At 41.8% G+C, this 12,668-nt stretch carries 16 protein-coding genes; 11 read left to right on the forward strand and 5 right to left on the reverse strand.

Translation table 11 applies throughout. The features are described 5' to 3' along the window. The first annotated feature begins 12 nt into the window (after window positions 1–12). A complete protein-coding gene (locus MD588_RS07925) occupies window positions 13–399 on the forward strand; it encodes a hypothetical protein (RefSeq protein WP_265696526.1) in 387 nt (128 codons plus the stop codon). A 170-nt stretch (window positions 400–569) separates the two neighbouring features. Next, window positions 570–920 carry a DUF3147 family protein gene (locus MD588_RS07930; RefSeq protein ID WP_265696527.1) on the forward strand — a complete coding sequence of 117 codons (351 nt, stop codon included), beginning with the start codon at window positions 570–572 and terminating at the stop codon, window positions 918–920. 225 nt (window positions 921–1,145) lie between these two features. On the opposite strand, the gene MD588_RS07935 is transcribed toward MD588_RS07930, so the two are convergent. Beyond that, the gene (locus MD588_RS07935; RefSeq protein WP_265696529.1) at window positions 1,146–1,637 is read right to left on the reverse strand and encodes a peptidylprolyl isomerase; all 492 of its coding nucleotides are present in this window, start codon (window positions 1,635–1,637) and stop codon (window positions 1,146–1,148) included. 309 nt (window positions 1,638–1,946) lie between these two features. Between MD588_RS07935 and MD588_RS07940 the strand changes: the two genes are divergently transcribed. The 5 genes from MD588_RS07940 to MD588_RS07960 all read left to right on the forward strand — a co-directional run bounded on the left by MD588_RS07940 (window position 1,947) and on the right by MD588_RS07960 (window position 5,631). Beyond that, window positions 1,947–2,237 carry a hypothetical protein gene (locus MD588_RS07940; RefSeq protein WP_265696530.1) on the forward strand — a complete coding sequence of 97 codons (291 nt, stop codon included), beginning with the start codon at window positions 1,947–1,949 and terminating at the stop codon, window positions 2,235–2,237. Window positions 2,238–2,403: 166 nt separating this feature from the next. Further along, entirely contained in the window at window positions 2,404–2,793 is a 390-nt protein-coding gene (locus MD588_RS07945) for a GFA family protein (RefSeq protein WP_265696531.1), read from the forward strand. A 197-nt stretch (window positions 2,794–2,990) separates the two neighbouring features. Further along, on the forward strand, window positions 2,991–3,458 hold the full coding sequence (locus tag MD588_RS07950; protein WP_265696532.1) for a DUF5680 domain-containing protein: 468 nt from the start codon (window positions 2,991–2,993) through the stop codon (window positions 3,456–3,458). Between the two features lie 141 nt (window positions 3,459–3,599). Continuing rightward, on the forward strand, window positions 3,600–4,832 hold the full coding sequence (locus MD588_RS07955) for a serine hydrolase domain-containing protein (protein WP_265696533.1): 1,233 nt from the start codon (window positions 3,600–3,602) through the stop codon (window positions 4,830–4,832). 19 nt (window positions 4,833–4,851) lie between these two features. Continuing rightward, window positions 4,852–5,631, forward strand: coding sequence for a GNAT family N-acetyltransferase (locus tag MD588_RS07960; RefSeq protein WP_265696535.1), 780 nt, complete (start codon window positions 4,852–4,854; stop codon window positions 5,629–5,631). 72 nt (window positions 5,632–5,703) lie between these two features. Here MD588_RS07960 and MD588_RS07965 read toward each other — a convergent pair whose 3' ends face one another. Both MD588_RS07965 and MD588_RS07970 read right to left on the reverse strand, forming a co-directional pair. After that, the gene (locus MD588_RS07965; RefSeq protein ID WP_265696536.1) at window positions 5,704–7,386 is read right to left on the reverse strand and encodes an RluA family pseudouridine synthase; all 1,683 of its coding nucleotides are present in this window, start codon (window positions 7,384–7,386) and stop codon (window positions 5,704–5,706) included. 239 nt (window positions 7,387–7,625) lie between these two features. Continuing rightward, a complete protein-coding gene (locus tag MD588_RS07970; RefSeq protein ID WP_265696537.1) occupies window positions 7,626–8,237 on the reverse strand; it encodes a LysE family translocator in 612 nt (203 codons plus the stop codon). Between the two features lie 119 nt (window positions 8,238–8,356). On the opposite strand from MD588_RS07970, the gene MD588_RS07975 reads away from it, so the two are divergent. The 3 genes from MD588_RS07975 to MD588_RS07985 all read left to right on the forward strand — a co-directional run bounded on the left by MD588_RS07975 (window position 8,357) and on the right by MD588_RS07985 (window position 10,358). Then, window positions 8,357–9,247 (forward strand): LysR substrate-binding domain-containing protein, encoded by an 891-nt coding sequence (locus MD588_RS07975; RefSeq protein WP_265696538.1) that lies wholly within the window; start codon window positions 8,357–8,359, stop codon window positions 9,245–9,247. A 76-nt stretch (window positions 9,248–9,323) separates the two neighbouring features. Beyond that, window positions 9,324–9,827 carry a peptide deformylase gene (gene def / locus MD588_RS07980; RefSeq protein WP_265696539.1) on the forward strand — a complete coding sequence of 168 codons (504 nt, stop codon included), beginning with the start codon at window positions 9,324–9,326 and terminating at the stop codon, window positions 9,825–9,827. A gap of 60 nt (window positions 9,828–9,887) precedes the next feature. Continuing rightward, window positions 9,888–10,358 (forward strand): DM13 domain-containing protein, encoded by a 471-nt coding sequence (locus MD588_RS07985; RefSeq protein ID WP_265696540.1) that lies wholly within the window; start codon window positions 9,888–9,890, stop codon window positions 10,356–10,358. Window positions 10,359–10,824: 466 nt separating this feature from the next. Here the strand turns inward: MD588_RS07985 and MD588_RS07990 are convergent, their stop codons facing one another. Continuing rightward, complete coding sequence (locus tag MD588_RS07990; RefSeq protein WP_265696554.1) at window positions 10,825–11,229, reverse strand: NAD(P)-binding oxidoreductase; 405 nt, start codon at window positions 11,227–11,229, stop codon at window positions 10,825–10,827. Window positions 11,230–11,735: 506 nt separating this feature from the next. Beyond that, complete coding sequence (locus MD588_RS07995; protein ID WP_265696541.1) at window positions 11,736–12,035, reverse strand: hypothetical protein; 300 nt, start codon at window positions 12,033–12,035, stop codon at window positions 11,736–11,738. A gap of 281 nt (window positions 12,036–12,316) precedes the next feature. Here MD588_RS07995 and MD588_RS08000 point away from each other — a divergent pair. Beyond that, window positions 12,317–12,668: hypothetical protein (locus MD588_RS08000; RefSeq protein WP_265696542.1), on the forward strand; the 352-nt coding region annotated here is incomplete at its 3' end.

Here is a 12,668-nt window from a genome sequence, read left to right on the forward strand (position 1 = left end):
ATGGAGGTAAAAATGACAGATTTTTTAAGCAGTCAACAACATGTCACCTTGATGTTATTAGTTACAGTTTTAATTTCAATAGTAGTGTTTCTGTCAAAGGTTTTGAAATTGTCAAATGACCCAGAACGAGTGATTATAGCTGAAGGGGAGTACTTATTCATTAGACGACGCTATTTTGAAAGACTTCTCGGTCTAAAGGGTGTAAAGATTAAAAAGTCTCAAGTGTCAAAAGTTTTGTTAGCAAAATTCGAGATTCATACTGCAGATGAATGCATTTCAATATTTAGCTATGAAGATAATGCTCTAGATATTTGGGTGTCTAATGGAGCCGCCAAAAAATTAGTAATTATGCTGAAAGAGCAGTGTCCTGACGCTATAGTTGTTAAAATCGAAACATAATATGGTCACAAAGGCTTGCTACATTTGATGGTTTTATATTGAGGTTCAGTGTACCTTCTCGTTTCGTGGTGCACACCTTAATGCGGTATGAAGCATCATAAGATCACAACATCCATGCTCGCGTTAGTCCATACTATTTAGCAAAAGGTGGAGCTAGGAAATACAAGCCGATGCTATGGATTATTGTGAAGTATTTGACCACAGCCGCAATCGTGGTGCTGGTATCAGAAGTTGCAAAGCGAAGTGATAAGATAGGTGCTTTGGTTGCCGCATTGCCAACAGTTACTATTCTGGCTTTGATTTGGATGTACGTAGAAGATCAAGGGCAGGAAAAGCTAGCAAACCACGCTTATTATACGTTCTGGTATGTAATACCGACGCTACCAATGTTCCTTGCTTTTCCATACTTGATAGGACGTTATTCATTTTGGGTTTCGCTGTTTGTTTGTGCCCTGATTTCGATAGTTTGTTTTGGTATTGTGGCATACCTTGTGAAAGGATTTGGAATAAAACTACTTTAGGAGCAGGGAGGGGCTGGCCTGATGAAAAGGCAGTAAGGGCATTGTAGGTTTCAACGAATATACGTTATACGAGTAATTATTTACCATAAAAAATAATCAAGGTGATGCGCTTTTCTTCGCAGTTTTGGTTTGGAACTCTGTGTGTTTGCTGAGTTAGACGTGACGATTTTCACTCGGCATTAAGAGCTAAAGTGCCACTTCAAAAAATGGCACTGGTAAATTACATTATTTGATGGTCACTTTTTCAACTATGATGGCATCGCACGGTACGTCGTCATGGCCGAATTTTGAAGTCGTCTTAGCCTTAGCTATTTTGTTAACAACATCCATACCGGCGGTGACTTTGCCAAAGACTGCGTAGCCCCAGCCTAGGTTGGTGGTTGCGGTATGATCTAGGAAGTCGTTGTCAGCTAAGTTAATAAAAAATTGTGCAGTTGCAGAATGAGGAGCATCTGTTCGCGCCATTGCTATCGTGCCGATAACATTTTTAAGGCCACGATTGGCTTCATTGGCGATAGGATCACGTGTTGGCTTTTCTTGCATGTCTTCAGTAAAGCCACCGCCTTGTATCATAAAGCCTTTTATCACACGGTGAAAAATAGTGCCGTCATAGAAGCCATCTTGGCAATACTTTAAAAAATTCTTTGAACTGACTGGAGCTTTATCCATATTCAGTTCAATCTCGATATCGCCTAAGTTAGTGGTGAAAATAATCATCTTAGCTTTTACCGTATTGGGATCAATTTAATGGGGTAGTATACGTAATCAGAAGTTTAAACTGTAGATCCAGGTTGTCAGTTGGAACTTCGTAATTTTCTGTCCATGAGGTTAATTTACTTGACGATTTATCACTGTAGCCAAGGTCAGAGCTGACTGTAGAGGGAGCTCAAATCGAGTACGGAGCCTTTTGCTGGTTCAGTTGGACTTGGTAGGCGTGTTGTTTGTATGTTTTATTTTGGGCGTTATGGTCTTTAGCATTTGATTGCAACTATTATTACTCTATAGCTCTCTTTAAAGGAGAAGTATATGCATCGTGTTGAGAATCGCGAAAGGGTATTAACGTTCATGGTTAGTAAAGGATTGTGTAGCAGAGAATACGCCGAATCTTGGTATGAGCATGAACAAATTCCTGCCTTCGATATGGAAACACCTGAGCACATAGTTAGAAGCGGGCAAGTCAACGCACTGTTAGATTACCTAGAGGCGGCAATGTTGGAGCAACAATTGAAACCTGAAGGTGAGCCTGACGAGGAAGAGTATCAGGTGATTGTTCGTGGTGAATCACTCGGAATGAATAATCCAGATAAAAACTCTTAATTAATCTGGCTTTTCATAAACTGTATTCTCACCATTATAAATCTTATGATTATTCAAAGATCATCAATGTAGTTTGATGATGATTTGCAAAATTAAAATTTAATATCGAAGTGAGTTAAACAAAGTAATCAGGTGATTCTAAAATACCATCTAAATGGAGTTTCAAATGCTTAAAGGATCCTGCCTTTGTGGTGCAGTAAAGTTCGAATTTACTGGTGATCTTGAAACATCAGATGCTTGCCATTGTAACCAGTGCCGAAAATGGACAGGGCACTTTTTGGCAAGTGCCGAGGTGCCACGTGATTCATTATCAATTGATGGGGTAGAAAAAGTTTCTTGGTATCACTCGTCTGAAAAAGTGAGGCGTGGATTTTGTGCAAAATGTGGTTCTTCTTTGTTCTTTGATCCCCTAGATACATACAAACACCATTGGATTGGTATTGCTCTTGGGGCATTTGATGCACCAACAGGGATAAATCTAGGACAGCATATCTTTATTGCCGAAAAGGGGGATTACTACGAAATCAATGATGGTTTGCCGCAAAACGAATACTAAAACCTCGCGTGCAATCAAGGAGCATTATGCTCGGCAGTTCTGTTATGGCGCTGGTGTACGGGCTCATTTCTTTGTTGTTGTATCTTATCTCAGGTGTTCGCTGCTTTAGTTCACTCTTGCGGAAATCATGAATTCACTCGCAAATACTGTTCGTTTATACAGCTATCATAGAGTCTTTATCTCAAAGGGGCTGTCTGATGGGTTTTACGGAGCAAGAACTATACGACTTTATCGTTAAAGCGAAGGCTAACTCTTATGTAGGCCGGGCACCTAAATGCTTGTCATATCGTCCTGGATCACAGGATATCCAATTTCAAGTTGGCTTATTTAAATATTTAGATAGCTACTTTGGTGGCACAGACTTTTTAGGGCAGGAAGTTGTTTACTTTAATGATGTGCCCGTTTGGGCAATGAATTACTACGGCAAGATTCTATCTCCTGATATTTATGATGGTGAGAAGGCGGGTAACGTAATTGTCGAAAGTTTGGCCTTGCTGTATGAATCGGGTCATTTTCTTGGAGACTCAACTCATCAAACCGAATTAGGTATTTATAACGATACCAATGAGGGGAGTGTTTTGTCATTTACAGGTTATGAATGGATAGATTATCAGGAGAGAAAGGTATATGACCTGCATTATCATGGTGGTTTGATCAAACCGTAAGCAAAATAATCCAGGTTACTTTTGGGAAATTGAATACACCATTTATCAGAGTGCTATAACTATATTTAATATAATAGGTTATTTAAATTAGGTAATAGTAATAAATTTAAATCTCCCTTTAGATATGCAGTGGAGTTAATCATGAAGAAAATAGTTGGTTGTTTAATTTTGTTGCTGATTACGACTATAAGCTTTGCTGGTTTGTATAGAAATGAACTGCTGCAACTTTATCATACGGTTCGTTTATTTGACTCAGAAGTAATCGTCGATAACTTTTCAAATATGAAGCAGATTGCGCCGACTAAAACCATTAAGCGTTCTGGTGTTGTGGATGATTTTGGCCAGCGACCTTTGCCACTTCCACAGCAATTTGGGTATCAAGACGGTAACGTTGACATGCAAGGTTGGCTTCGGAGTTCTAGCACAACTGCTCTGGTGGTAATCAAAGGTGATGACATTACTTTCGAGGAGTATTATCAAGGTACCGGAGAGTATGATCAAAGAATCTCCTGGTCTATGGCGAAGTCTTTTTTAAGTGCAATTTTTGGTGTGGCTGTAGAAGAAGGTTTGATAGCAGATTTACAAACGGCGGTTACCGAATATGTACCAAGTTTGATTGGATCTGGTTATGACGGTGTGAGCGTGAAAAATGTACTACAGATGTCTAGCGGGATTTATTTCAACGAGGACTATGGTGATTTTTTTAGTGATATTAATAAATTTGGAAGAATCATGGCCTTTGGGGGGAGCTTTGATGATTTTGCCGCATCGCTCATCAGTGACCGAGAGCAAGGGACTTACATGCATTACGTGAGTATTGATACTCACGTCCTTGGTATGGTGTTACGAGCAGCAACGGATATGGACATTGTTGATTACTTTGATGAGAAACTCTGGTCAAAATTAAATACCGAGCGCGATGCTATCTACATCACTGACAGCCAAGGTGAGCCAATGGTGTTAGGCGGATTAAATTTAATAAGTCGTGATTATGCTCGTATGGGAAAGCTCTATCGTGATTTTGGTCGCTTAAATGGAGAACAGATTATCCCGGCCCAATGGATAGAAGACAGTATAACTCCTGATGCGCCTCATCTTATGCCCGGGAAAAGAGCCAATGCCAATACTCATTTTGGTTATGGTTACCAGTGGTGGATACCTGAGAATGCCAATGAAGAGTTTCTAGCGATTGGTATTTATGGTCAATATATCTATATTAACCGGAAAGCTGATGTCGTTATTGTAAAAAATAGTGCTGATATCAATTTTATGGAAAACGGCTATGAAAGTATGGATTACGCGATAGCAGCTTTTAGAGCTATTGCGAAATCACTTTCTAGTGAGCCTAGTCAAGGTAATATCAGTGAGAATTAATGAATTTCGGAGGCTCCCAATGGAAAACATAACACTCACTAAAGAGAATATCGACACTGAACACATTTGTTGTGCGTTCTCTGATAAGAAATGCGCCGATGGTTATATGAAAAAGAAATGCTGGCTTACTAAGGCTTTTGAGCAAGGTTGGGTATTTCGCCGATTAGACGAGCGAGCAAAAGTCTTTATTGAGTATGGCCCGGCTGAAAAGGCTTGGATACCTATTGATGCCCCGAATTATCTGGCGCTTGGCTGTTTTTGGGTGTCAGGAAAGTATAAGCAGCAGGGCCATGGTAAGGCATTGCTTCGGGAAGCCGTAGATGATGCTAAACGGCAAGGAAAATCAGGGCTAGTTGCTGTTGTTGGGGCGAGAAAATATCATTTCATGAGCGATACCAAATGGTTCTTAAGACACGGGTTTGAGGTTTGCGATACGCTGCCGTCAGGCTTTTTGCTGGTGGCATTGAGTTTCGGGGAGGTGGAGGTACGGCCTAGTTTCAAGTTGTGCGCCAAAGTAGGGCTCAATGATGATAGCCCTCAGGAAACTAAAGGGTGCGTCGTTTATTACTCCAACCGCTGCCCGTTTTCTGAATATCACGTCAATGAGTCTTTGGTTGAGTCATGTAAAAAGCGTGGATTGCCACTGAAAATTGTCCGGCTAGAAACCATAGAGCAGGCTCAGTCAGCACCTACGCCAGCTACCATCTTTAGTTTGTTCATCGATGGTGAGTTTATTACCACTGATATTAGTGTTTGTATCGATACCCGGTTCGATAAAATGTTAGACAAAAAACGCTGAATGCTAAACATTCAGCGTTTTTTTGTTGATAAGCAGTAACCCGTGCCCGTTTACCTGTTAGTGAGCGTTGTTTTAAAACTCGGCTTCGACTTGGAATCGCATTAACTCGTGCGTAATAGGATGGGAAAGTTCGAGTAGTTCGGCATGCAAGTGCAAACGCTCAGCCTTCTTGCCATATAGATCATCACCGATCATCGGCATATTCAAACCCTGGGTATGAGCACAATGGACACGAAGCTGATGGGTACGGCCGGTTTTAGGATATAGGTAAACCTTAGTACGGTTGTTTTCCCGTGCTATCACTTCCCACTTGGTCTCGGCTTTCTTACCATGCTCGAAGCATACTAATTGACGCGGCCTGTCATCGAGGTCACCGCGTAGAGGCAGTTTGATAAAGCCTTCGTCCTGCTCGATAAGGCCGTCAACCAAAGCGATATAGCGCTTTTTAACCGAACGCTCGATGAACTGCTTTTGCAGGCTCTTGTTAGCTCGTTTGGTTAAAGCGATAACCATCAATCCCGAGGTGGACATGTCGAGCCTATGCACGATTAGCGGGCCAGTAGCCTGCGGAAAGCATTGTTGCATGCGAAGATAGACAGAGTCATCGATTGTTTTTCCTGGAACTGATAAGAACTCGGCCGGCTTGTTAACTACGGCCATGTCTTCATCTTGGTATATGATCTCGACGCTTTTTCCTTCACAGGGGTTCGACAGTAATGGATTTTCATCCACTTCAATCCCTTTTAGCATATGTTCTAAAATAGGTTGGCATTTGCCCTTACATGCCGGATAGAAATTCTTGTGCTGTCGGATTTCGGACTTCGGTGATGAACCCCACCAAAACTCAGCCATCGCGAGAGGCTTCATTCCCCACTTAAATGCATATTGCAGCAGTTTAGGCGCAGCGCATTCTCCGGCACCTGCTGGTGGGATCTGCCTAGTCGTATCTGCAAACAGTACATTGAGATCTTCTTCGACACCATTCACGTTCAGGAAGCGATATTGTTCGAAAAGCTTTTTCTGTAAAGCTGCTGATAAGGTTTTACGCTTTTGTTTTAAGTCAGTGATGTCAGTTGTGAGAAAACCTAACTGTTGCTGCGCAATAGTCACGCGTTCTTCCCAATGAAGCTTTAAGTCTCGAAGCTGGAGCTTTTCGATAACACTCTGTTGGCTAAGTTGTTTTTTTAGCTCTCGTAGTTCTTCTGGGGCCAGTTCAGAGTCTCCGGCTGTGCGCAGCGCTTTTCTGTGCTTTCGTCCTTCGATCATTCGGCTTCGATGCGCTTCGAGTTCTATTTTGTAGGCTGATTGTTCGGTTTGTAATGCATTTTTCAACTCTGCGATTCTTGGGTTGCTTTCGAGCTGGTTCAGTCGTTCGTTGATCTGGTTGATTTCTAACTGTTCAGTAAGGAAGAAACTATCTTCTGCAAGCATATCGAAGACTGGCGGAACGAATTTAGGCAGCAGGTTCTTATCTGCCATCTTTCCTGAGAATGCCGATAAATAGCCAATTTCACCATCACTTTTCTGTACCAGCAAAACGCCGAACATTTTACCGATAGCAGCCTTCGTATCCCCGGTAAGACCAAAGTTATGCTGCCACTCGTCCTGTGTCTCAAGGTGATGCTGCAGCTCTTCTGCAGCCAATAGGCACAAAGGGTGAGGTTCATAATAGAAAGGGAAGGTAAAGCGCTCAGGTAAAGTATACTCAGCGATCGATTGTTTAAATGGGGTAAAGCAGTTTTCCGGGGAATGCATAGTCAGATCTATTATGATGGACGTTTAGCCACAAGAGCGCGCAGCTTCAGGGGCGGTTAAGGTCGGCGATTTTACCCTTTCACCATCGAAATATCACTAGGGTGTGTCCCTTAATTATTTACACCATCGTTATTGCTACCACGTTTTTTTGGCCATCCCCCCCTTGGGCTACGCAATTTTCGACTTGTTCTGCTTGAAAATAGCCACTTACCAGTGGCTATCCCATTTCATTATCGTTGTTAAGATTTAACGGCAAGAAGCGCTCCGAAAGCAAATAAACCTGCGCCACATGCTTGGTTTAACCGCTTTTTGACTCGTAATAGCTGTGCTTGAAGCGCCTGAGAAGTAAATAGAATCGCGACAGCACCAAACCATAAACCGTGAAGGATCACCATATAGAACCCATATCCCAATGCGGTGTAATTGTCGCTTGAGTCTGGTGAAATCACTTGGCTGAAGATACTCAGGAAGAAAAGCATCGTTTTAGGGTTTAATACATTACATAAGAAACCTTGCGCCAGGTATTGGACCGGACGTATTTCCTTTTGGCTAAATTCGAGAGTGTCCAAATCGGCGCTGGCAGAAAAAATGCCTTTTAGCCCGAGGTAGATAAGGTATGCAGAGCCAGCATACTTCACCAGGCTATATAGCCATTCATTTTGTGAAATTAGGTAGCTTATACCCAGCATGGAGTAGCCGATATGAACACAGATCGCGAGGCTGACCCCCATCGCAGTCCATATTCCGGCTTTTCTACCTAAGTTAAGGCTGTTTTTTAGGACAAGGACGAAATCAGCGCCTGGGCTAATAACAATTAGGATGCCAAGAACGGCAAGGCTGATGAATTCCATGTGTACTCCAAATTAATAGTTATTTATGTATATGATGTTGAGGTCGAACTGATTGTATGACTCTTTTGCGCCGACTATAATCGAAACATTCTCAGGCTATATGTGAGAAAAAATCACAAATGAGACACTTAAAGGCATTCCATATATTTCATGTGGCCGCTTCGTCAGCCAGTTATAGCGATGCTGCCAATAAGTTATGTATAACTCACGGCGCAGTAAGTAAGCAGATAAAGGTATTGGAAAAATACCTTTCTCAGCCTCTGTTTTACCGTCAGGGAAGAAACGTTTATTTAACGCAGGAAGGGGAGTTGCTGAAAAACTATACGGAACAGGCTTTTGAGGCGCTTGAAGCGGGTGTACACAAATTGTCACAAGTAAAAAATCACTGCCTGGAAGTTTCCTGTGAGCCGACATTAACCATGCGCTGGTTAATGCCGCGTTTGTCGGAGTTCTATGTCAGCCACCCCGGAGCCGATGTGAGACTGTCAACGGCTGGTGGGCCGGTAACGCTTGGAGCAACAGGTTTGTCGCTGGCCATTCGTCGAGATGATTTTGAGGTGATTCACGATTATCAAAAGACAAAGCTCGTAGATGAATGGGTTGGACCGGTTATGTCCCCTGAGTACTGGCATCAAGTCAAAAGTGATTTTACCAAAATTAAACTGCTTCATAGCCAGACAAGACTACAGGCTTGGGACAACTGGTTCAAAAATGTTGATGAGCCTTTGTTCGGTGCCAACTCACACCAAACATTTGCACATTTCTATTTTTGCTTTCAGGCAGCCGTCGATGGGCTAGGGGCGGCGATTGGTTCGTACCCTTTGGTGGCCGATGACTTAAAGCGCGGCAATTTAATCGCCCCTTTTGGTTTTGTTCTCTCAGGACACAGTTACATTCTGCTTCGTCAGAAAACGTCATCGGAGGAGCTAGAGCAGGCGTTTATTCATTGGCTGCAGCATAGCTTGCAGAAATGTGTACCAACTCGAGAAGAGAAAATCTGTATCGTATAAATGGTTAATTAGCAAAGAAGTTTAAATTGTTAATTAGCAAATGAAGAAACCTATCTAAGCGAAAAGACTAAGGCTTATGGCAATACTAGACGTACTAACGATTCCCAATGAAAAACTGAAAATTCCGGCAACAGATGTGGCCGATGTCAGCGCAGTGCAGCAGCTAATTGATGATATGCTGGAGACCATGTACAGCACGGACAATGGCATTGGCCTGGCTGCAACACAAGTCGGCAGAACCGAGGCGATTGTGGTGATTGATCTATCGGAGTCTCGCAACGAACCGTTAGTGCTGATTAACCCGAAAGTTGAAAGCGGTGAAAACAGGGCAAAAGGGCAAGAAGGCTGTTTGTCCGTACCTGGCTATTACGCTGATGTCGAAAGGTTTACCAAGATAAAGGTTTCAGCATTAGATCGAGACGGAAAAGAGATTGTGATTGAAAATGATGGTTTTCTCGCTATTGCGATGCAGCATGAAATCGACCACTTAAAAGGTAAGCTGTTTATAGATTACCTTTCGCCGCTGAAGAAACAGATGGCGGTAAAAAAAGTGAAAAAGTATATGAAGAGCGCCGCGTAACCAATCTGATGTAGATGCGAGTCTATTGTTATTATAAATCAGTGATGTAGGGAAGTAGAGATGAAACGATTTCTTGGTTTGTTTATTACCCATGGGGTAGCAGTGGCTGTTGGTTTTGCTCTTGGTATTTACGCCCTGCCAATCCTGATTGCCCCTGAAGCACCAGCGCAAGCGGCAATTTCATTTGTCGCTGAAAATGCCCAGTATACGGCCACTTTCGATAAAGAGCGCAAGGACAGTGATTTTCTTCATTGGGGGATAGGGGAAGTCTCGGTAGCAGCCGATGCCATCAGCTTTGTTGGTGAATTGGCACCGGGGCCAGATTACAAGCTCTACCTGTCACCGGAGTTTGTTGAAACGGAAGGCGATTTTAACCGCCTGAAAGCAAGCATGGTGAAAGTCGGTGAGGTAAAAACCTTCAGCAGCTTCATGGTACCGTTGGATGTTTCGGTGGATATCAGGCAGTACAATACGGTGATAGTGTGGTGTGAAACTTTCGGTCAGTTTATTACTTCGGCGCAGTATCAGTAGTCAGAGAAAAGCCTAAAGGTTTGTTTATTTTCTATCCTATTGATAATTGGAGAATACGCTTTTTGAGTTGCATATCACAAAGGTGCGTATTTGACTGGCGGTTTACTTCAAATAATTTTAATTATCAGGATAATAAAACCACCCTTTAACCTCAAATGTAGTGGATTTAACTATGACAGAGCTATTATTTCCAGCTTTCTTTCTGTCAGCCGTTGTCGGCTTTAGTTTGTGGGGATGGCTACAGGCTATCCGCGTTGTCTTTCGTTTTTAAAGCGAAAAAGTAGGTCAACTGACCTAACGCCGCTCGTTTAAACAGAGCTGTACTCTGCTAGATTGGCATCATAATCGGCCTCAAACTGTTGTTTAGGCCGATTTTTTGTATCTGATTACACCTTTATAGCTAACAAAGTTCATAATTGCTTGATAGTTGTGCCCCGTATCTGCAGGTTATTCCCCATTCATGCAATTATCCCCACCCAATCATTTCAGTAGGAGTGTTGAAAGTGCCTGAGCGCTCTACAGCATCCAACATCCATTCAGCGACATCACGTTTGGCTATTTGAGAGGAAAAATTGAAGCGGTCAACGAGCTTTGCACGATTATTGGTTTGTCCATTCACCAAGCCTACGGGGCGAACAGCTAGACTATCAATATTACTTTTCTCATAGACTTCTTCCATGTTTTCAAAATCCCGATTGGCTCTTTCAATATTGCTGTTGCGGATCAGGAGCCTCATGAGAGGGCTTACCTTCTGAAAACTATCACCCACTCCTGCGGCACTAATTGTTACAAGGCGGCGAATACCATGTTTGCTCATTGCGCGTACCACATTTTCAGCGCTGCGTTCGGCGAGATCTGACGAGGATGCCAGTGCTGACCAAGGGTTGGCACTTTATCCTTTGGGGTGGGTTAAAGATCACTTAGCTTCAGGGACGTTGGTTGAAGTGCCAGTGGATTTACCTGTCTTAAGCGGGCAAAGAGCTAGCTTAGATATTTATATCTTTTATCAACAAGCCAAATATAAAAATTCCTTAAGTCAAACACTGTGTAGACTTCATCTTGCAACATCTTGGATAGATGTATAGTCGCTATTGCCCTTAAACGAGTCTGCGTGTCTTCGCTGACATGGATTTGCCCAAACCAAGTTTGCGCAACAGAACAGTGCTCAATCTAACCAGTAAATTGCCCAACATTTCCTAATGTCGGCCACAGATTCGGGATGCTCTCTTTCTTCCAAAAGTTATTACAATCAACAGGTCGATGCAGTTGCTATGTCGTGTATAGTCATGCAAAACACAGGTGAATGTTATATATTATGGGTAGATATGTACTTTTAATAACTTGATTGCTTCTTTACGAAAGCAGTAATTAAGTTATTTAAATAATCCCTATATCGTACCTTCCCTCTTGAAAAATTTTTATCATGATTGTATTACCTTTATCCCCGTCATTTAATAAGTTACGGTATAGCTCATAAGCAGAGGTTATTGGTGCCATGGAATTGTTTGGAGCGAATTCATTTATTGAGTCTGAATTCATATCCTTGAATGCAAATTGTGCATTTAAGTTATCATTGTCGACTTTCAGCTTTAATATCGAGTATTCCCAAGAGTTTGGTAGCGATTCATCTATACAATCTAAAATACATTCAAGAAGTTCATTATCTGAATATGACATTTTACCTCCGTATTAGTATGCAGTAGAGCTATTCTGGAATAGAATTTAACAATTTCATTTGGATAGCAAGAAGTTTGTGATGATTCTACTGCCACAAGATGAGATAAAGATCAACATTATAAGCTTCACCAACGATTTAGTTAAGGATTCACAATGTTATGAGATAAAATGGAGCTTACCAACTAAAATATTTTCAAGAAGCAGTGTGAATCAGAATTGAAAAGGTTGAATGAAATAAATGGTGGCATATCAGAAAGAATGATTGGAAATTGAGTGAAATTATGAATGTGGAAGAGTTAGAGAAGCTGATTGGAAATATATCAGACAAATTAGTAAGTGAAAATCTCCCTAGTGATTGGATCGCGTTAAAACTTGAATGTAGGCATTTTGATGATGATACAAATCTGACAGCATATTATCGAGATGGTTTATTTAGTAAATGGCAAACATATAGATTAGATAACTTTGGGCTTGATATCTTTGAACTATGTGGTCAACTCATTAAAGCGACTCAGGATACAGAAGTGTCTGATTGGACGATGCTTACTGTGAAACGAACTATGGAAGGTAAGTTCTCATATGAATTTAGTTATGGAGACCCCGGAATATATGATTATGATGTAATAACTAAAT

It is taken from the genome of Photobacterium obscurum, from assembly GCF_026191635.1.
GTDB classification, from domain to species: Bacteria; Pseudomonadota; Gammaproteobacteria; order Enterobacterales; family Vibrionaceae; genus Photobacterium; species Photobacterium obscurum.